Origin of the sequence: Clostridium manihotivorum (assembly GCF_004015185.1) — a bacterium.
In the GTDB taxonomy this organism is placed as follows: domain Bacteria; phylum Bacillota; class Clostridia; order Clostridiales; family Clostridiaceae; genus Clostridium_AR; species Clostridium_AR manihotivorum.
The window spans coordinates 2,988,711-3,009,623 of sequence record NZ_CP025746.1; the positions used below are offsets into that span (position 1 = coordinate 2,988,711).

General features: G+C 32.2%; 14 protein-coding genes and 1 other annotated feature. Of the genes, 10 read left to right on the forward strand and 4 right to left on the reverse strand.

Annotated elements, in window-relative coordinates:
- The first annotated feature begins 108 nt into the window (after positions 1 to 108).
- The 8 genes from C1I91_RS13545 (at position 109) to C1I91_RS13580 (ending at position 11,882) form a co-directional block, all read left to right on the forward strand.
- On the forward strand, positions 109 to 396 hold the full coding sequence (locus tag C1I91_RS13545; protein ID WP_205694314.1) for a hypothetical protein: 288 nt from the start codon (positions 109 to 111) through the stop codon (positions 394 to 396).
- Between the two features lie 326 nt (positions 397 to 722).
- A complete protein-coding gene (locus C1I91_RS13550; RefSeq protein WP_128213367.1) occupies positions 723 to 1,409 on the forward strand; it encodes a YjjG family noncanonical pyrimidine nucleotidase in 687 nt (228 codons plus the stop codon).
- 231 nt (positions 1,410 to 1,640) lie between these two features.
- Positions 1,641 to 5,432: an AAA family ATPase gene (locus C1I91_RS13555; RefSeq protein ID WP_164880534.1), complete on the forward strand. Its 3,792-nt coding sequence runs from the start codon at positions 1,641 to 1,643 to the stop codon at positions 5,430 to 5,432.
- Positions 5,433 to 5,444: 12 nt separating this feature from the next.
- On the forward strand, positions 5,445 to 5,930 hold the full coding sequence (locus C1I91_RS13560) for a hypothetical protein (protein ID WP_128213369.1): 486 nt from the start codon (positions 5,445 to 5,447) through the stop codon (positions 5,928 to 5,930).
- A 20-nt stretch (positions 5,931 to 5,950) separates the two neighbouring features.
- The gene (locus tag C1I91_RS13565) at positions 5,951 to 6,718 is read left to right on the forward strand and encodes a hypothetical protein (protein ID WP_128213370.1); all 768 of its coding nucleotides are present in this window, start codon (positions 5,951 to 5,953) and stop codon (positions 6,716 to 6,718) included.
- Positions 6,719 to 6,969: 251 nt separating this feature from the next.
- Positions 6,970 to 7,213 (forward strand) — a binding site (T-box leader).
- A 106-nt stretch (positions 7,214 to 7,319) separates the two neighbouring features.
- Positions 7,320 to 9,314: a methionine--tRNA ligase gene (locus C1I91_RS13570; protein ID WP_128213371.1), complete on the forward strand. Its 1,995-nt coding sequence runs from the start codon at positions 7,320 to 7,322 to the stop codon at positions 9,312 to 9,314.
- Between the two features lie 623 nt (positions 9,315 to 9,937).
- Positions 9,938 to 10,795, forward strand: coding sequence for a PHP domain-containing protein (locus C1I91_RS13575; RefSeq protein ID WP_128213372.1), 858 nt, complete (start codon positions 9,938 to 9,940; stop codon positions 10,793 to 10,795).
- 346 nt (positions 10,796 to 11,141) lie between these two features.
- Positions 11,142 to 11,882: an MBL fold metallo-hydrolase gene (locus C1I91_RS13580; protein ID WP_128213373.1), complete on the forward strand. Its 741-nt coding sequence runs from the start codon at positions 11,142 to 11,144 to the stop codon at positions 11,880 to 11,882.
- Positions 11,883 to 12,048: 166 nt separating this feature from the next.
- Here C1I91_RS13580 and C1I91_RS13585 read toward each other — a convergent pair whose 3' ends face one another.
- Complete coding sequence (locus C1I91_RS13585) at positions 12,049 to 12,597, reverse strand: biotin transporter BioY (protein WP_128213374.1); 549 nt, start codon at positions 12,595 to 12,597, stop codon at positions 12,049 to 12,051.
- A 477-nt stretch (positions 12,598 to 13,074) separates the two neighbouring features.
- On the opposite strand from C1I91_RS13585, the gene C1I91_RS13590 reads away from it, so the two are divergent.
- Complete coding sequence (locus tag C1I91_RS13590; protein WP_128213375.1) at positions 13,075 to 15,009, forward strand: Cache 3/Cache 2 fusion domain-containing protein; 1,935 nt, start codon at positions 13,075 to 13,077, stop codon at positions 15,007 to 15,009.
- Positions 15,010 to 15,208: 199 nt separating this feature from the next.
- Here C1I91_RS13590 and C1I91_RS13595 read toward each other — a convergent pair whose 3' ends face one another.
- From C1I91_RS13595 to C1I91_RS13605, 3 genes are all read right to left on the reverse strand, one after another.
- Positions 15,209 to 16,408, reverse strand: coding sequence for an FprA family A-type flavoprotein (locus tag C1I91_RS13595; RefSeq protein WP_128213376.1), 1,200 nt, complete (start codon positions 16,406 to 16,408; stop codon positions 15,209 to 15,211).
- Between the two features lie 40 nt (positions 16,409 to 16,448).
- Positions 16,449 to 18,356, reverse strand: a complete 1,908-nt coding sequence (locus C1I91_RS13600) for an acyl-CoA dehydrogenase family protein (RefSeq protein ID WP_128213377.1) — start codon at positions 18,354 to 18,356, stop codon at positions 16,449 to 16,451.
- A 438-nt stretch (positions 18,357 to 18,794) separates the two neighbouring features.
- Positions 18,795 to 19,286 carry a helix-turn-helix domain-containing protein gene (locus C1I91_RS13605; protein ID WP_238475999.1) on the reverse strand — a complete coding sequence of 164 codons (492 nt, stop codon included), beginning with the start codon at positions 19,284 to 19,286 and terminating at the stop codon, positions 18,795 to 18,797.
- Positions 19,287 to 19,502: 216 nt separating this feature from the next.
- Between C1I91_RS13605 and C1I91_RS13610 the strand changes: the two genes are divergently transcribed.
- Complete coding sequence (locus tag C1I91_RS13610) at positions 19,503 to 20,648, forward strand: IS3 family transposase (RefSeq protein ID WP_128213379.1); 1,146 nt, start codon at positions 19,503 to 19,505, stop codon at positions 20,646 to 20,648.
- Positions 20,649 to 20,913: the final 265 nt, after the last annotated feature.

A 20,913-nucleotide genomic window follows, 5' to 3' on the forward strand; every position in this document is an offset into this window, starting at 1 on the left:
TTGTTTTTTTTGAATATAATAATGTGTATAAATATAACTTTCACAACAAATCTACCTAAAAATACTTAAGCGACGTTTATATAATAATATAATTGGAGGTTAATTATAGTGTCGGAAAATAATCAGTATGATTATGAAGGTATTGAAAAGCATAAAAAGCATAAGCTGAAGAAAAAGATAAAGAAGGGATTAAAAAAGGCCTATAAAAATGGCTTTAAAGAAGGCTTTAAAAAAGGGCTGAAAGCAGCATTAAAAAAGCGAGATGAAAAGCAATACTATAACGAAGCAGAAAAGATAGCTAGAGATGCCTTAAACAAGGGGATAGATGTTCAAACCATTATGGAAATCACTGAGCTTAGCGAAAAAGAGGTGAGTAAGCTTATTGATAAACCTTAAGAAAAGCATAGATTTACAGTTCTGCAAATTCTATAATATTTTTATCAAATAAATTTTCTATGCTATATTTATTGAAATATATATTAAGTTCAGTATTATCTACAATTCTTTTCATAAATTCTCCTTAAATAAGACAAATGTCCTAGTAAATTTGCTAAAGTTAGTATAAATTATTTATAAAGCATTCTTTATTTATTGTAAAGCTTAGTTTTTAAAAATGTATAACTTTGGTCTGATATCAATTTTCAAAACTCTTCTGGGTTCTGAGAGAAGAATTTGAATATATAAATTTTAGTATGAAGTGGTACATGTAGAGGGGGATAATTATGAAATACGAAATTATAATTTTTGATGCTGATGAAACTTTATTTGATTTTAAGAAGTCGGAAAGAGATGCCTTTAAAAATGCTATGCTGGAGTTTGATATAGAGTATGAAGAAAATCATCATCTAAAGATATATAGCGAGATAAATTCGGGAATATGGAAAGAATTTGAAAATGGAATTATTACCCAGGAAAAGTTAAAGGTAGAAAGATTCAAAAGACTTGCAGACAGGTTAAATATAAGCTTTGATGAGCATTTATTTGCAAAGGCATATATGAAACATTTAGCTAATGCTTCATTTTTATATGATGATAGTATAGAACTTATAGAGAGCCTTTATAAGGATTATAGATTAACTATAGTTACCAATGGATTAAAGGATGTTCAAAATAAAAGAATCAAAAAGTCTGTTATCGCAAAGTACTTTGAAGATGTTGTAATATCAGAGGAAGTGAAGGTTGCGAAGCCTGACCCAAAGATATTTGAGATAGCTCTAAACAACTTAAAGCATACTGATAAAAGTAAAGTTTTAATGGTTGGAGACAGTTTGACTTCAGATATAAAGGGAGGAATTAACTCAGGTATAGACACCTGTTGGTATAATCCTAACAAAGTAGTTAATAGCACTGATATAAGACCTACTTATGAGATTACTAAACTTTCTCAATTAAGAGAAATAATTGGTTAGAGCTAGAAGTATGATTCGAATAAACCTATTGAGGTGAAACTCTAATACTAATAGAATATAAGTTATGTTAAATAAATATTGAAAACGCTAAGACTCTATTGTTTTAGTGTTTTTTCTTTGTAAACTTTTGTTACTTTTTGAAAAAATATTTTTCAGTGTCATTTCTTAAATATTAAGCTTTGTATATTTATGATATAATTAGTAATCATGGATAGTACTGGAGGTATAAAGATGGCAAAGAATAAATCAAATACAGATGATTCTAAACCTAATAATATAATAAAAGTTTTATTTCCTGAACTTCAGCTTATAGATTACATAAAAGAAAATGGTGTACTTAATAAAGAGTTTTATAAAAAGAGCAAGAAGACTGCAAGTAAAGCTGTTACAAATGTAACCAGTGAAGTTGGGAAAATAGCCGTAAAGGGGATAGAAAGCACTATTGAAGCTGCTGAGAATACTCTAAAGAATGTTGAAAGTAGTACTCAAAAAGGAAAAGCTATAGTTAAAGAGGTAGCTAAAAATTCATCTACTAACTTTGCTACTAATTCATCTAAAAGCACTAGTATGTCAAGTTCTTCCTCAGAAGTTGTAGAATGTTCAACAATAGTAATAAATAGAAACAAAGAGGGAATTGAAGCTGATTTTGATAAAGTAGAGAACATGCTTTCTCAATATGTTTTAGGTCAAAATGAATATATAAAAGAACTTTGTATTGCTTTTAAGAGACCATTTTTATACGGTCAAAATGATGGGGTAAGAAATGCAATATTTATAACTGGTCCTAAGGGTTCAGGAAGGCATCTTTCTGTTAAAGCCATAGGCAAATTTTTAAAAGAAGTAAAGGTATTCAAAAAGTCAGGAAGCTTTACCATAGATTTATCTCAGTATAAGCTAGAAAAAGATGCCGACAATCTGTTTTTATCTGATTTATATAATGGCTTAAATAGTCAAGAGCCAATAGTAGTTTTTGATAATTTTGATAAATGCCATTCAAATGTTTTAGATACTATTTCCAAGCTTGTAATTGATGGTGAACTAAAGCTTAATAGAAGATTTATGGATCAGTCTGACCAAATGATTGATGTTACGGGAAAAGGAAATCTGACCTTGAATACCACAGATGTGATAGAGGCCAATGGAAAGTTTCTTGTGTTTATCACTGAGAAAAGTGAAGAAAAAATCAGAACTATGTTTTCAAGCAAGTTTATACAAAAGGTTCATGATATAATCAGCACCACTGCACTTTCCGATAAGAACCTATCAATTATTACTAAGTTTATATTAAAGGATTATAAGGAAAAGATTAGTACTAACTTAGGAATAATAGTTGATTTCATGGATGATGTTACAAGCAATGTAGTAAAAGAAAGTGATAGGTCAGAAGGGGCTCATTCATTAAAGTCTTTTATTGAGGAAAATATATATGCACCTATGGTTGAACTTAAACTAAAGGAGAAGCTTTTTAGTGAAAAGAAATATTCAATAATTGAAATACAAAACTCATTAGTTTTGACTGATGGAGATGATAATATTGAACTTTCTTCAGTGATAAAAAAAGCTGATGTGGGTGGTTTAGAGGAATTAGATAAGGAGCTAAATAGCATTATCGGTTTAAATAGTATTAAAACTTTTATAAAGACATTACAAGATAATATAAAAGTTCAAAATATGAGAAAGAGCCAAGGAGCTAGTGAAGCTAAGCTTTCATTACATATGATTTTTACAGGAAACCCAGGTACAGGTAAAACAACAATAGCTAGAATAATGGCAAAATATTTAAAGGCTCTAGGTTACTTAAGCAGTGGACATTTAGTGGAAGTATCAAGAAATGATCTTGTAGGACAATATGTAGGAGAAACAGCTCAAAAAACTATGTCAAAGGCCAATTCAGCTCTAGGAGGAATATTGTTTATAGATGAAGCCTATTCTTTAGCTAGAGATAATAATGATGTTTTTGGTATAGAAGCAGTAGATAGCCTTGTAAAAGCTGTAGAAGATAATAGACAAGACTTAGTTGTGATATTAGCTGGTTATACCAAAGAGATGGAAGAGTTTCTGAAGACTAACAGTGGACTAAAATCTAGATTTAACCATAATATAGAGTTCCCAGACTACACTCCTTCAGAGCTGTTACAGATATCTAAGGAAATAGCAAAAGCTAATGGCTATATGTTTGAAGAAGCACTAGATGAGATGCTTATAACTTTGTTTGAGGGAAAACAGATAAAGGGTAAAAATGACAGCGGAAATGGAAGACTTGCAAGAAATATAATTGAACAGGCTATAGCAAATCAATCAAAGAGACTTGCTTCAATTTCAGACAAAGAAATAGGCAAAGACGAGATTAATAGGCTCACTATAGCTGATTTTGGACTAGATAATAAGGTTGAGTTTAGCCTAGAAGAAGAGCTCTCTAAAGTAATTGGCTTGGAGGAAGTAAAGAATTTCGTAAGAGATTTAGAAAAACAAATAATTGCTAAGGAAAAAAGAAAGAAATTAGGAATAAAAGTGGAGTCTTCGCAGTCACTAAATATGATTTTTACAGGTAATCCTGGAACCGGTAAGACTACGGTAGCGAGACTTATAGCAGATTTGATGAAGAAAATGGGTATTTTGAAATCAGGACAGGTTATAGAAACTGATAGAAGTGGCTTAGTTGGACAGTATACAGGTGAAACTACCAAGAAAGCTACAGAGTTGTTTAAATCAGCTTTAGGAGGAGTTTTATTTATAGACGAAGCCTATGCAATCATGTCTTCCGAAAATGATCCTCTTGGAAAAGAAGCTGTAGATGTATTAGTAAAGCTTGTGGAAGACTTCAGAGAAGATATTATAGTTATTTTAGCAGGATATGACAAGGAAATGGGTGAGTTTTTAGAAACTAATTCTGGATTAAAATCAAGATTTCCACTTAAGATTAATTTTCAAGATTATAACCTAGATGAGCTTCTACAGATAGGAAAAGCAATGATAACTTCAAAGGGGTTTGTACTTGCAGGTAATGCTGAGGATGAGCTTAGAGCTTCTATTGCCGAAGCGAAGAGAAAAGATGCCGCTCAATCAGGAAATGGTAGAATGGTTAGAAATATAGTTGAAAAAGCAATTAGAACTCAATCTTCAAGAATTGCGGATCTAGAGGAAATAGATGAAAAAGCTGTGGTTTTACTTACTGAAGAAGACTTTGGAATTACTCAAAGTCAAAGTGAAAACTTTAATCTAGAAGCAAAACTTAAGGACGTTATAGGTCTTGAGGAAGTTAAGGAGTTTGTACGAAGTCTACAAGCACAGCTTAAGATAAAAAAACAAAGAAAAGCTTTAGGGCTTCCAATAGATGATGCACAAACACTGCATATGATTTTTAAAGGGAATCCTGGTACAGGTAAAACAACAATGGCCAGAATAATTGGAGAAGTTTTATACAGTCTAGGGGTATTACAGGATAAAAAGTTTATTGAGACTGATAGAAGTGGCTTAGTTGCTGGATATGTAGGACAAACCGCTATAAAGACAAAGGAAAAAATAGACTCAGCTTTAGGTGGTATATTATTTATAGATGAAGCATATGCCTTAGCTCAAGATGCTGGAAGTAATAGTGGTTTTGGTAAGGAAGCTATTGATACCTTGGTTAAAGGTATGGATGACAATAGAGAGAATCTTTTAGTCATACTTGCAGGGTATAGTGAAGATATGGACAATTTCCTAGAAGTAAATCCAGGATTAAAGTCAAGGTTTGCCAATATAATAGAGTTTAAAGATTACTCTGTAGAAGACCTTTTGAATATTGCAGATATTGTATTCAAAAACAAGGGGTATGTGGTTACGGAGAAGGCAAGGAACAAGATGAAGGTCATATTTGAAGAGGCTTCGGCTATCGCTGATTTTGGTAATGGACGATATGTAAGAAATCTATTTGAGAAGACAGTAAGAAATCAAGCGGTTCGATTGGAAAACATAGAAAACTTAACAAAAGAACATCTAGTTACTATAGAAGAAGCAGATGTTACAGCAGTAAGTTTGTAGGAAGGTGATAATATGGGAACTATTATAAAACTTATAAGTAATTTGATAACAACTGCTTTTGGGATAATATTTATTCCTCTTAGTTTATTTGTGCTTGTGGTTATGCCATTTATGGCTATATCAGATGGGGTTAAGATAATTAGTACGGGGTATTCGGTAAATAATGAATATCTGACTTTGATGATTGCAGTTTTAATTTTAACCTATATATCACTTAGATTTAGAAACTTAAGAAGAATCTATGCTTTGTTCCCATCAATGTTCGAGTTCTTAAAGTATTTGATAATAGCTGACTGCTTTATATCAGTTGGTGCGGAGCTTTTGAACTATAGTCATACCACTTTAAACCCTACGATACAGAAGCTTGGAATTGCTGTATTTATAGCATCCTTTATATTGTGGAGAATATTTGCGGCTATTTACTATTCAAAAAAACCTATAGTAGCATTTAAAACAAGTAATAAAGAAAGAATGCAGAATTATAGTAAAGAAGCTTAGGTTAAGAGGGAGGAGATTTAATGAAACAGTTTAAAGAGGAAGATAGTAAAAAAGATGAGTTAGGCTTTGATATAAGAAAACAGGAATCTAGGAGAGAAATAAAATCAGAAGAAAACTTAGTAGATTTTGGTAAGGTAGATGGAGAAGACAAACAAGAAGTTAATAGCAGTGAAGCAGAAAAGAAAAATCGAATTGTTGATGCACCAATTGAAAAAGCTGTAGACGAAGAAAAAAGTGATATAGAAGCTTCTTACAAAGAGCTGGAAGAAGAAAAACAGGATGATTTTCTAACACCTTCAATGAAAGGTTTTAGAAGAGCAGTAGCAATTCTGGCTATTGCAACTATAGTTCTAGTAACCTTTGTAGGAAATTTTAACGGAAATTCAAACTACAAATCCAATCTAGCTTCAGAAAAGCTTAGTGGAGTTAAAGCTGGTGATGCCTTAAGTAAGGAGTTTGTAAAGCTTGAAGCTAAGGATTTTACAGTTGATTCTACCAGTGGTTATGGAAAAATAGAACTTTCAGTTTGGAACTTTTCTGATAAAGAAGATGGGGATTATGTACAAGTTTTTGTAGATGGTTCACCACAAACTGAGCCTTTTGCCATCAGACATAAGCCAGTAAAGGTATCTGTTCCTGATAAAGCTGTAATACAAGTCAAGGGAATAAGAGATGGCAGTGGAAATGGTATAACCTATGGAGTTACTTTTAGCAAAACTGGAGAAACTTATTTAAATACAGTTCCTATCAATGCAGCAAACACTTATACTATAAAAACTTCAAAATAAAAGTTAAAGAATCCTGAATGAATAATCTTTATGATTTATTTGTTCAGGATTAATTTTTTATTGTCTAGAACATTTATAATGTTTTTTTGAATCTAGAAATATCAAGGGTTTAGAGTAGCTACATAGGAAAAACAGTAAAAAAGAAAGTTCATTCGTGGCATATTTTCTAATATGAATTCTGAAATTTAAAGATAATGAAAAAGATTTTATTATACCCCCTTGACACAAATCTTCCAATTTAATATATTTAGATAAAGGCAATGAAGAGAAGAGTAATTAATATATATTCTTACAGAGAGTTCCAGAAGCTGAGAAGGAACAGTATTATAGTTAATGAAACAAGACTTGGAGCTGCATACGGATTCTATTTATCAATAGATGATGCTATGACGTGAGTTCGCGTTATTGAACTAGAGTATAGTTTTGTACTCGACAAGATTAGTATGGCGACATACTAATGAAGCAGGGTGGTACCGCGGTTAATTCGCCCCTACATATAATTGTAGGAGGTGTTTTTTTTATTTTCAAAATAATTATATTTATAGAGATTTTATTTGATAATTTTATTATAAACATAAGTTGATTTTAAGGAGTGTGCATCATGGAAGGAAAAAAAGTAGAACGTCCAATATTTCCTAAAAAGGCTGTTATAACTTCAGGTATGCCTTATGGAAATAAAGAATTACATTTTGGTCATGTAGGTGGTGTATTTGTTCATGCAGATACATTTGCTAGATTTTTAAGAGATAGAATTGGTAAGGAAAATGTTATTTTTGTTTCAGGAACAGATTGTTACGGCTCTCCTATATATGCAAGTTATCGTAAGCTTGTAGAAGAGAATAAATATGAAGGTTCTATAGAAGATTATGTTCGTGGAAATCATGAAAAGCAAAAGGAAGTACTGAGCAAATATGAAATGGAGCCTAATCTTTATGCGGCGTCTGCTCTTGATAGAGCTGGTGAGATACATAAAGAGGTGTCAGAGCAGATATTCAATAAGTTATATGAAGGTGGATATTTAGTAAAGCTTTCCTCACCACAGTTTTATGATCCAGAGAGAAAAGTTTTACTTAATGGTCGCCAAGTAGTTGGTAAGTGTCCTATAGAAGGTTGTACTTCTGAAAAGGCTTACGCCGATGAGTGCGATCTAGGACATCAGTTTATGCCAATAGAATTGATAGATCCTAAAAGTACATTGTCAGGAAAGACTCCTGAGCTAAGAGATGTTACAAATTGGTACTTTAAACTTGATGAGTATAATAATCTTTTAAGTGAAGAAATGAACTATCTAAGAACTAATTCAAATTGGAGAAAGTATCTTTTGAATACCATTGAAGAATTCTTAAAACCTCCAATAATTTATGTAAAGCGTAAGCAATTAGAAGAGGTTACGGATCTTACAAGCAAACTTCCAAAGCATACAATCATAGATGAACCAAAGAAGCCTTCTGTTTCCTTTGTGTTTGACAATCTAAGTGATAGAGATGCTGCAAGAGAAGTATTTGATAAATTAGGTATACGTTTTAGAACTGGGAAAACTTTAGTTCCATTTAGGCTTTCAGGAAATGTAGAATGGGGAATAGAAGTGCCAGATAAGGAAGATCTTAAAGATTTAACCTTCTGGGTTTGGCCAGAATCACTATGGGCTCCAGTTTCTTTTACTAAAACATATCTTGAAAGCATTGGTAAAGATAAGGAAGCTTGGAAGGAATATTGGCTATCCAAGGATTCTAAGGTTTATCAATTCATTGGTGAAGATAATATATATTTCTATGGAGTTGCTGAGATGGCAATGTTCATGGCTTTACTAGGTATAGAAAAAGATGATAAGGTAAATTGGGAAGAGATTAATCCACCGCATTTAATTGCCAACAATCATCTTCTATTCATGGATAAAAAGGCTAGTAGCAGTGGTTCCATAAAACCTCCTATGGCAAGGGATTTGCTAGAGTACTATACAGCAGAACAATTGAGGATGCATTTCTTAAGCCTTGGCTTAGTAAAGAAAAGTGTTAGTTTTGCACCACAAGCTTTTATGGAGGAGAAGGATAAACAAGGACCAGATACAGTTCTTAAAGATGGTAATCTGCTTACCAATGTATTTAATAGACTTGTTCGTTCTTGCTTCTATACTGCACAAAAATACTTTAACGGTAGTATTCCTAAAGGAGAAATAAGTAAGAATGTCTTAGATGAATCTAATGAAGCGATTTTAACTTATGAAAGGTATATGTACAATCACGAGTTCCATAGTGTGACATATGTCTTGGATAGTTATATTCGTAACATGAATAAATATTGGGTTAATAATATGAGAACTGCTGAAACTACTAATGATGAAGCTTTACGTAAACAGGTTCTAATAGATAGTTTCCATGCAGTTAGAACAGCCATTACCTTGATTCATCCTATTGCACCAACTAGCTGCGAGATGGTTAGAGAATATTTAGGAGTAGATGAAAGGTTATGGAGTTGGGATTATATTTTTGATAATATATACTCACTTATAGAAGATGTAGAAAATCATAAATTAAAGTACTTAGAACCAAGAGTAGACTTCTTTGCAAAACATGAAAAACAGCTATCAAATGAATAATTTTTTTATTAAATTATCGTTCTGAGTGCATACAAAAAAATACAGAAGATTTGTAAGAATACAACTGAAAAGTTTCAAAGACCTTTATAAAAATATAAGTCATGCATAAAAATTAGAGTAATCTCATTTTATGTATGGCTTTTATTTATAAAAATTAATATAGTTGACTTTATCTGAATCTTCAGTACATGTTATCAAGATATGAATTAGTAGGCTAATCACTTAAACGATACTACTAATATGTACCATGCGTTGTATGGGAATTTAAGCCCTTGGAGTGTTATAGCAAAGAAAGTAGCTTTTAGCAAAATCGGACAAGTTGAACAGGGAATTAAACAAGATCTATAGGTTTTTATAGATTTTTGGCAACGGTTTTAATAAAGCATAGTTTTTAAGATTACTATAAATTACTTTTATTATTAATTGTATTTTACTTGATTATATTCTACTTAGCACTGGTACATCTTTAGAAAGAATTTGTTATAATGTATTTTGTGGAAGATATATAAAGCTATTAGTACATGTGCATTAAGGTATCCTATGATGACGTATCACTTAATTTCAATACAGCACTTTAAAATAGCCTTAATATAAAATAGTATGTAAAAAATGAAGGAGTTTATATGAAGTATAAAGTTGATTTTCACGCTCACACTAAGTATTCTGATGGGGCTAGTACTCCAGAGGAACTAATAAATGTTGCAGTTAGAGAAGGAGTTAAAGCTATAGCCCTTACAGATCACGATACAATAATGGGTTTAGAAGAAACTTCTTTGTTAGCAAAAGCTAATAATATAGAATTTTTAAATGGTATAGAAATAAGTTCATTATATAAAGATGGAAGACTAGTACATATATTAGGTCTTGGAATAGATCCAAGCAATGAAGAGTTTTTAGAGGCCTACAATGAAATGAGAGAAACTAGAGATGAAGGTGTCAAATATATATTGGCAAGCATCAAGGAACAAGGTTTGGATATTAATATTGAAGATTTAAGAAAGAAGGCTCATGGGAAATATCTAGATAGATATAATATTTTTAGATATATGTCTGAAAATAATTTAGGTAATTCTTCAGATGAAATATGGCATAAATATTTGGATCCCATTCCTTATAGAGATAAAGAACTTATTAAAACTGAAGATGCTATTAGGATAATAAAGGCAGCAGGAGGCTTATCTTTTGTGGCTCATTACAATAAGAGAATAGGTTTTGAAGGCTTGACAAAAGAAGATATGGAAGTAGAGTTTAAATACTTAATTGATTTAGGACTAGATGGAGTAGAAAGATATTATCCAACCTTCCTTAAAGAGGATTATGATTTCCTAGACTATTTAATTAATAAATACGATTTAATGATTTCTGGAGGGACAGACTACCACGGCAAAAATAGACCAGAAGTTGAACTAGGTAGTGGTACAGACAATAACTTAGATATTCCATATGAGGTTTATACTAATATTTTAGATAAATTAAAATAATATAAGTTTCTATAACCTCATAGGTGTATACATTTAGCACTATATAGGTATGTATTAAATAAATGTTGTTAGCGCTTTTGCTTTTAAAATATTTAAATAAAAAGCCATCCACATTTTTTAACTACATTCATTTATACTATTAAATTAGTAAGGTTCACCATTAAAAGCTTATCTTAAAGTGAGTAACATTTACTATAATGAATAAAATTTCATAAGAGTATGTAGAATTATAAAAAAGGCAAATCGAGTTAGATGTAGGTAAAAATGTACCACTTTGATCCGAAAACATATATTTCAATATGAAGTAGTAGTTCTATAACTATGATAGAAAGAAAGAGGTGAGTTTGTGGAGATAACTAAAGTTGGAAGTAGAGGAGAGCTATTCACTTTTTATGATATTGGAATAGCTACAAATGTGTATGTCATTTATGGACAGAGGCATGTTTATATAATAGATACCTATTTAGGTCCAGAAGTAATGCAAAGGATTAATGAGCATATAGAGAAAGTGGCTGGTAATAAGAGTAAAGTTATAATAAATACTCATAGTCATTGGGATCATATTTGGGGAAATTGTATATACGCTTCTGACTTAATCATAGCTTATAAAAGATGTAGAGAATTAATTGAAGAAGAAGGTCTAGCAGAGTTAGAGAAATATAGACAGTATGAAAAAGGGAAAGTACAAATAGTATATCCGAACATGACTTTTACAGATAAAATTTACTTTGAAGAAGATTCTATAATGCTTTATTATACTCCGGGGCATACTGATGACTGCATATCAGTTATAGATAAAACTGATAAGGTCTTATATGCAGGAGATAATATTGAGAGCCCAATTCCTTATCTAAGTTCGATACATCTAGATAAGTATGTTGATACACTTAAAGAGTATCTTAATAAGGAGGTAGATATAGTCATAGGAGGACACACTGGTATTGAAGATAAAAGGCTAGTTGAGGAAAATTTAGAATACGTGAGTAAAGTACTAAAGGATGAAGTTATAGAAATATCTTCAAAAGAGTTTGAGGAAAACCATAAAGTAAATTTAGACTTCATAAAGAATTGTACTAAAGCCCAATAATTCAATAATAAAAAGTCATGACTAAGTATAGCAGTTATGTGTCTATCTAGTCATGACTTCTTTACTCTAAAGAACAGTTTGAATTTTTTCTAAGCTAAACCTAGTAACTTCAAGGATTTATGATAATTATTTAGGTTGAACAGTAGAAATTAACTTTTATTAATATTTAATACGAAATGGCTTTCCTTCTAAGGGCATTTATTCTTTTAGCAATAAATGCTGCAATTATAGCTTTGATTATATCTCCAGGGATAAAAGGTAATGCCCCTAATGTAAATGCCTTATAAATACCCATCTTAGTGATAAATGAAAGCCAAAGAACTCCTAAAATATAAACTATAATAATACCACCTAAAATATTTGCAACTATTAGTAAAGGAATAGAATTGCTCTTGTTTCTGATTAAACTAATAATAACAGCTCCAATAAAAAATCCTATTAGATACCCGCCATTAGAACCTACTATTACACCTATACCTGAAGCTCCACCTGAAAACACAGGTAGTCCAATTATGCCCATAAAAATAAATGTAATTAAGCTTAATCCTGCTTGAAGAGGACTTAAAACACTTCCTGCTAGCATAACTGCAAGAGTTTGTCCGGTTAATGGAACTGGACTAAAAGGTAAAGGAATAACCAAATATCCAAGTATTGAAATTAGAACTGCGAAAAGTGCTGCATAAATCATGTCGATAAGTTGTATTTTTTTACTCATTGAAATCCTCCAAAATAATTATATTTTTTATTCTTTAAGAATTTATATCTAAGATAGGCTCTGTTAAAGTACTGTGTTGAAATTAAGTGGTCAGTCATCAGATGATTAGATGAGCTTGCAAAAAGAATTACATCTCCTTCATGACTACTTAATTTCAACAATATTATAAGGTCGCTTCAGTGACTTTTTAATCAACTTGTCCAAATAAGTATAAAATAACCAGAGTTTATTGTCAACCTAAATATTATTTTTGGTTTACAAAAGTCCGTTTCAGCATATAAAGTAATAGAATGTATACTATGATTAATTACAAGTTAAGTTATATTATATTTTGTATCTATAAGATATAAAATTTGAATGAAAATGAGGTCAAAGTGTGGTATAATTAGCCGAATATTGTCTTTTGTGATGAAAGCAAATAATACCTTTTTATGGATTGAAATATTGATTATGTACACTAGGGGAGAAGTGGGTTTTATGAGAGTAAAGTATAAACTTATCATAAGCTATATGGCTTTGATCATATTTGCTGTAAGTGTTTTAGGATTCTTAATTGCTAAAAAAGCCAATAGTGCGGTGTTGACCGAAGTTAACGAAAAAAGTCTAAGGCTAACAGAATCAATTAATACAACTTTAAGCGTGAGAAATGAACTGCTAACTGAAAAGTCATATTCTGATTTAAACTTTGCAGATACCTTACTAAATAACTTTCAGGATTTAAGCGTGAATTATAATGAAAATATACAGGTTGGAAGCTTTAAGTTACCGGTGATATATACTGGCAATCAGAGACTGTCTGTGGATAACACTATAGTTGACAAGCTCAAGCAGTCAACGGGAACAGCTGCAACAATTTTTCTGTTATATGATAATAAATTAATAAGAGTTTCAAGTACAATTTATAAAAATGATAATAGTGTGTTAGGTACATACATAAATAGTGATTCTATTGCCTATAAAAAAATACTTAATAATGAAGAATATATTGGTGATATTTCAATAGAAGGTAACGGATATGTAACAAGAATGAAGCCACTTCTCGATAAAAACAATAAAATTATTGGAGCTATAGGTATAGGTAATAAGATAGTAAATAGCTATTTAGAAGTTACCTTAAGTAATATAAAATTAGGAAAGACAGGCTATGCCTATGTATTAGATTCAGAGGGGAATGTACTAATTCATCCTACCGATAAAGGTAAAAACGTTAGTTATTATGATTTTGTAAAGAAAATGCATTTTAAGAGCAGTGGGACTATAGAGTATTCATATAATGGTGTGAAAAAATTAGCATATTATAAATATTTTGAGCCTTGGCATTGGTATATAGTTACTACAGCTAATTATGATGAATTAAATTCTTCTTCAAGATCGATTTTGATTACAACTATAGTAACTGGAACCATAATTATATTTTTGGGCGGAATTATAGCCTTAATATTGGCTAACACTTTAGTAAAACCAATTGATAAGTTGAAAACTTGCATGGAAATAGCAGGGCAGGGAGACTTATCAGTAAGGTGTGATATTGGAAGTAAGGATGAGATAGGGGTGCTTTCTAATAGTTTTAACAATATGATATCGGAAAATAAGCGGCTCTTAGAAGAAACTCTTCAATATGATAAGTTAAAGACCGAATTTATAGCTAATATGTCTCATGAGTTAAGAACACCTTTAAATATAATATTTTCGACAGCTCAACTTTTCGATGTTCTTATAAACAATGGTGAAAGTCTAAATACTGATAAGATTAAAAACTATACTGGTAGCATAAAGCAAAACTGTTACAGGTTGTTAAGATTGGTTAACAATTTAATTGACATGACAAAAATAGATTCTGGCTTTATGAAGTTAGAAATGAGAAATCGTAATATAGTACAAGTTGCAGAAGATATTACTCAGTCTACAGCAGAGTATGTACAGCATATGAGTAGAAGAATAGTATTTGATACAGATGAAGAAGAAAAGATAATGGCGTTTGATGCTGAAAAGTTGGAGCGAATTTTGCTCAATTTAATTTCTAACGCTACTAAGTTTACAGAACCTGGTGACGAAATATATGTTAACTTACATGATAAAGGGGAGTACATAGTAATTTCAGTAAGGGATACAGGTATAGGAATTCCTGAAGAAAAGTTATCACAGCTTTTTCAAAGATTTAAGCAAGTAGATCCTTTGTTAAGTAGAAGTCATGAAGGAAGTGGAATAGGATTATCTATAGTAAAGGCTTTAGTTGAGTTGCATGAGGGTAGCATAGAGGTAAGAAGTTCCTATGGAGTTGGGACAGAGTTTATAATAACCCTTCCTGCAAAACTTATTCCTGATACAAAAGAAGACGATGTGGTCAGTGAATTGACTAATCAATCTAATGTTCAAAATATTAGCATAGAGTTTTCTGATATATATAATTAGAGTTATGTTTAGAGGTATATAATATAACAAAATCCTTTCGTTAGAGATTATATCTATGAATTGTGTAATAGGATTCGTTATATAATAAAAGGCAGATGCGTAAAAAAGAATTCACTGAAGAAGGACACTTCAGTGAATTCTTTTTTTTAGAAGTTTATGCTGGAGATGAGGTTTTCGATAAATTTGATAATTAAAATGATTATTCCATTGACTCAATGATGCTGTCAGCTAGGTCGTCAATAGAAGGCATATCATTTTCCTTTATTGATGAGTTAATTGAAACATTATTACCTAAGATAGTCATTTCTTTCATATCATTTAAAAGTTCTGTAATTAACCTAGCTGACTGAGGTGCCCAGGAACCATTTTCTATTATAGCAACTTTACGTTTTTGTAGATTTAGGGCTTTCATATCATTTATATAATCTAACATAGGTGGGTATATTTTTAAGTTATAAGTTACTGAAGCTAATACTAGGTGACTATACTTGAAGGTTTCGGAAATTAAGTAGGATACATGGGTTTTAGAAACATCATACATCACTACATTTTTCAGACCTTTTTTTACTAAGCTGCTTGCCAAGTAACTTGCAGCAGCTTCAGTATTGCCATACATTGTTCCATAAACTATTACTACACCTTTTTCTTCTGGTTCGTATCGGCTCCACTTGTCATATTTATCTAATAAATACCCAAAGTCATTACGCCATACTACACCGTGAAGTGGGCAAATAACCTTAATATCAAGAGTACCAGCCTTTTTTAATAGGGTCTGAACATGAGGACCATACTTACCAACTATATTTGTATAATATCTTCTTGCTTCATCTATCCAGTCTCTATCAAAGTTTACTTCATCATTGAACAGTTTTCCGTCTAAAGCTATGAAAGAACCAAAAGCATCAGCAGAAAATAGTGTACCAGTAGTAGTGTCATAAGTTACCATGGCTTCTGGCCAGTGAACCATTGGAGCAGCCACGAAAACCACATTATGTTTTCCAAAGCTCATAGTATCATTCTCTTTTACCTGTATTAACTTTCCATCTACAGGAAAGCCAAATTGATGAAGGAATAAAGCTGCTTTTTCTGTACAGATAATTTGTACCTTAGGGTACCTCAAAAGCACTTCTTCTATAGAAGCGGCATGGTCTGGTTCAACATGGTTTATTACCATGTAGTCAAGAGTTTGATCTTTTAGTATTTCTTTAAGGTTATCAAGAAATTGGCGGCAAATGGACCAATCAACTGTATCAAACAACACATTTTTTTCATCTAAAAGTACGTAGGAGTTATAGGAAACACCTCTAGGAATAGGGTGTATATTTTCGAAAAGAGCAAGTCTATGATCATTTCCTCCGATCCAGTAAAGATCTTCATCTATTTTTCTATAACAGTACATGAATTTTATCCTCCTTCAAATTAAAACTTTTTTACTATAACTAAGCTTCGATAAACATATTTTTTTCTTCACCGCAGGCCGGACAGGACCATTCTTCTGGAAGATTTTCAAATAAGGTTCCTGGAAGTATTTCGCCTTCTACGTCTCCAAGACTAGGATCATACTCGTAACCACAACCATTACATACATGATGCTTATAACTTGGTAAAGATAGCTTTGGCACAGCTTTTTTCATTTTCTTCATTGGAGGGGCTTCCTTTTTAGCTTCACCATTGTCCAAAGCTGCAGTGAGTAGAGGTAGAATTTCATTTAAATCGCCTACTATGCCATAATCTGAATTCTTAAAGATCTTTGCGTTAGGATCAATATTGATAGCTACGATTGTAGTAGCTTCTTTTATTCCTTTTAGATGCTGACCAGCACCTGAAATGCCGCAGGCAATATATAAATTACCATTGAATTTTTGACCAGACATTCCTACATACCTATTTATTGGCACATATTTAAGGGTTTCAGCTACAGGTCTTGAGGAACCGATAGCCGCACCTGCTTGAAGTGCTAAAGCTTCTATAAGTTTCATATTTTCCTTACTTCCTATGCCTAGACCAGCACTAACAACTCTATCTGCTTTACTTATAGGAGTATCTAAAGGAATTCCTATAGTAAAGTCATATCCATCCTCTTTAAGAGCCTTTACGAGAGAGGCAACCTTTTCTTCTGAAGTTCCTTGTTTAAAGATTACTTTTTTACGATAGCCGGTTGCGGGTTCAGGTTTAGAAGCTCTATTAGCAGTTCCATTTTTGGGCATCTTTCCAATGATATTAGAGGAAATAACTAACCGTTGAATTTCATTTGTTCCCTCATAAATTGTACATATTTTTGCATCACGATAAGCTCTTTCTACATCCATACCTTTTAGGTAACCACTACCTCCAAATATTTGAAGCGCATCATTCACTATTTCAAGGCATACATCAGAAGCATATTGTTTTGCCATAGCTGCTTCCATACTATAAGATTCATGATTTTCCTTAAGCTCTGCAGCGCTATACACAAGTAGCCTAGCAGCTCTAAGCTTTGTAGCCATATCAGCTAGCTTAAACGCTATAATTTGCTGTCTGCATATAGGCTTACCAAACTGAATTCTTTCTTTTGAGTACTCTAGGGCATTTTCGTAAGCACCTTGAGCAATACCTAGGGCTTGTGCGGCAATACCTATACGACCACCATCTAAAGTGGACATTGCAATTTTAAAGCCTTGTCCTTCCTTACCCAGCAGATTTTCTTTAGGTACTTTTACATCATTAAAGATAAGCTCAGCGGTAGCAGAGGAACGGATACCCATTTTATCATAGTGCTTTCCAAAGGAAAAACCTTCATAGCCTTTTTCAACTATGAATGCACTTATACCTTTAGTACCAATATCAGGGGTGGTTACTGCAAGTATTACATAAATATCAGCTACACCGCCATTGGTTATAAAAATCTTTGAACCATTTAGGATATAATGATCGCCTTCTAGAACAGCAGTTGTTTCAGTGGCTCCAGAATCACTTCCAGCATTTTCTTCGGTTAAACCAAAAGCGCCCAGCTTTTCACCTTTAGCTAATGGAATTAGATATTTTTGTTTTTGCTCCTCAGTTCCATAGGCAGCAATTGGATATGTTCCTAAAGATGTATGAGCGGAAAGAATAACACCAACACCACCATCTACTCTCGACAATTCTTCTACAGCAATAGCATAACTTAGCACATCAAGTCCAGCTCCACCGTATTCCTGTGGATAGGGAAGACCTAATATACCTAAAGTACCTAACTTATCCATAACTTCAGATGGAAATTTATTTTCTTGATCTAACATAAATGCTATAGGTTTAACTTCATCTTCAGCAAAGGTTCTAATCTTCATTCTTAAGTCTTCATGTTGTGCAGTTGTTTTAAAAAACATATATATCCCTCCCTTTAATAAATATATCTAAATTACTAGATATATTACTTATAAGGATGAACTACTTGACACCTAAAACTATCTTTAAAGTAGTTACTCAGGGGAGAATAAAGGCTTCAAAAATAACTTGGGAAAAAGTAGTCTATCCTTAAATAAATATTATAAAAGTATACTTATTTTGTATAAAAATAACTCTCTATAATATTTATATTATTAAAGGTTTTCATTAGAACTGATAATTAAGTAATTTTTATTATTATTTACTGTTATTGAAAGTGTGAAATTTTTTTTGTTAGCTAAACCTAGTGATTTCAAGAGATTAGGACAGATATTTGGGGGAAAGAGTAAAAGTAAAATAATGTCGCCAAAGAAGGTCGCTTTAGCAACTTTTTTATAAAGAGTAATAGAAATGTATATAAAATTATTTTCAAAGCCTTGTTAGTTACTAGCAGAGGCTTTGAAATACTGCTTAGGAGATAAATGGAACTCTTTTTTAAAAGCCCTCACAAAGCTAGAGTAGTCAATAAATCCGCAAAGAGAGCAGACTTCGCTAGCTTGCACTCCTACTTTAATTAGCTCTGAAGCTTTTTTTAATCTTTTTTTCTGTATATATCCATAAAGTGTGTAGCCTGTTTCTTTCTTAAATAAATGCATTAGATAATATTTGTTTAAGTAAAAGGTATTGGCTATCACTTCAATTGATAAGTCACTACTAAGATTAGAGTTAATAAAAGTTAATATTGACTGTATTCTAGGATCATATTTAATATCTTCTAACTTCTTGTGCTTATCCATTTCTAAATAGAGCCTATTAATTTTCACAATAAGTTGAAGAAATAAGGCTTTTCTTAAAACTTCACTTGCAAAACCATCATCTTTAATAGAGTTTTCTAAATCAAATAAATTTTGTTTTAAAGCTTCAATTTGCATTGAGGTTAACCTTATTAGATTTAGCTTTCTTTCATAAGCTACTTTAAAGCAGTTTAGTAAGTCGGAGTTATTTTCATTATGCTTTTCAAGAAATAATGGATTTAGCCAAAGTATTATTCTTTCATATATAATGGTCTAAGAAAACTCAACAAAAATATGAGTTAAATATAATGAACCTGATATAATAAAAGTATCAAAAGAAAGCAGGTTTTCATTATGAGAAAAAGAACATTCACACCAGAATTCAAAGCTAAAGTAATAATAGAGCTACTAAAAGGCGAAAAGGAGTTGAGCCAGCTGGCAAGTGAACACGAGATTGCTCCAAACCAGTTGCGTAACTGGAAGAGCGAATTCCTCGAAAACGCCGCCAATGCCTTTGATAATAAAAAGGATGAAAAGCTTAAAGAAAGCCTTAAATCAAGCGAAGCGGAGAAGGATGATCTATATAAGAAAGTTGGTCAGTTAACTACGCAGGTTGATTGGCTCAAAAAAAATCTGAAGAACTCTTTGGACCTGATTGGGAGAGTAAATTTACTCCGCGCCCAAAAAGATAGCAAGGAACTCCCTTTATCCACAGTAGCTGAATTACTGGACGTAAACCGTACCAGTGCATACTACAAGAGTAAAAGTCCGTCTGAAACAGAATTAGCTATAAAAGACTCCATAGATAGAATGCACACTGACAACCCATCCTGGGGCTCCAGGCAGATTTCAAAGCAGCTGCAGCGCCAAGGATTCGATATAGGTAGATTGAAGACTCGCAGGTACATGCAGGATATGGACATACATGCGATCTACCCTAAACCCAACCTGTCCAAGCCTGCTAAAGGACACAAGATATACCCTTATCTTCTTAGGAATGTGGATATTGTAAGGCCGAATCAAGCATGGTCTATCGATATAACCTACATCCGCCTCAAACATGGTTTTGTCTATCTGACAGCCATTATCGACTGGCACAGTCGTCTCATCGTAGGCTGGGAGCTGGACGATACGTTATCCACAAATATGGTTAAAAGCGCTCTTGAAAAAGCCTTTTCTGTTGCTAAACCTGAAACATTGAACTCTGATCAAGGCGACCAATTCACAGGTCATGAGTATATTAGCTTTGTGGAAAACCATAGAGTCAAAATTAGCATGGATGGTAAGAGCAGATGGGCAGACAATATCATGATTGAACGCTGGTTCCGCACGCTCAAATATGACGAAGTCTACCTGAAGGACTATGTTAACATAAGAGATGCCCGTAAGCAGATTGGTGATTTTATCCACAGCTACAATTTTGAAAAGCTCCACTCTGCACTTGGCTATCAAACTCCGGCAGAAAACTACTATCCTGTGCTACTTGGTATTACTGCATAGTGCAACTACATAATGGTAAAATATGGTTCATTGTAAACTTAAATATTTTTGTCTTGACAATCGAGCCACTATAATTCTCTTTATATACAATTGTTAAAGTATATAAAGATGTACCTGTCCAAAGCAGTATATCTATAGATATCACATGTTTTTAACCTAACCATAAAAAATCTTAACTTTCTAAATCTGAAAATTGCTTTTTTTATCTGCTTAGTTTAAATATAATGAAGGTAGATCAAAGAATATTATCAAAGTATATAAAATT

What these genes read in the sequence shown, in the direction of transcription:
- C1I91_RS13555 (WP_164880534.1), top strand. Translation starts at nt 1,641, where the DNA reads ATGGCAAAGAATAAATCAAATACAGATGATTCTAAACCTAATAATATA.
- C1I91_RS13595 (WP_128213376.1), bottom strand. Translation starts at nt 16,408, where the DNA reads ATGTACTGTTATAGAAAAATAGATGAAGATCTTTACTGGATCGGAGGA.
- C1I91_RS13585 (WP_128213374.1), bottom strand. Translation starts at nt 12,597, where the DNA reads ATGAGTAAAAAAATACAACTTATCGACATGATTTATGCAGCACTTTTC.
- C1I91_RS13605 (WP_238475999.1), bottom strand. Translation starts at nt 19,286, where the DNA reads ATGCAAATTGAAGCTTTAAAACAAAATTTATTTGATTTAGAAAACTCT.
- C1I91_RS13565 (WP_128213370.1), top strand. Translation starts at nt 5,951, where the DNA reads ATGAAACAGTTTAAAGAGGAAGATAGTAAAAAAGATGAGTTAGGCTTT.
- C1I91_RS13590 (WP_128213375.1), top strand. Translation starts at nt 13,075, where the DNA reads ATGAGAGTAAAGTATAAACTTATCATAAGCTATATGGCTTTGATCATA.
- C1I91_RS13575 (WP_128213372.1), top strand. Translation starts at nt 9,938, where the DNA reads ATGAAGTATAAAGTTGATTTTCACGCTCACACTAAGTATTCTGATGGG.
- C1I91_RS13550 (WP_128213367.1), top strand. Translation starts at nt 723, where the DNA reads ATGAAATACGAAATTATAATTTTTGATGCTGATGAAACTTTATTTGAT.
- C1I91_RS13600 (WP_128213377.1), bottom strand. Translation starts at nt 18,356, where the DNA reads ATGTTTTTTAAAACAACTGCACAACATGAAGACTTAAGAATGAAGATT.
- C1I91_RS13610 (WP_128213379.1), top strand. Translation starts at nt 19,503, where the DNA reads ATGAGAAAAAGAACATTCACACCAGAATTCAAAGCTAAAGTAATAATA.
- C1I91_RS13570 (WP_128213371.1), top strand. Translation starts at nt 7,320, where the DNA reads ATGGAAGGAAAAAAAGTAGAACGTCCAATATTTCCTAAAAAGGCTGTT.
- C1I91_RS13560 (WP_128213369.1), top strand. Translation starts at nt 5,445, where the DNA reads ATGGGAACTATTATAAAACTTATAAGTAATTTGATAACAACTGCTTTT.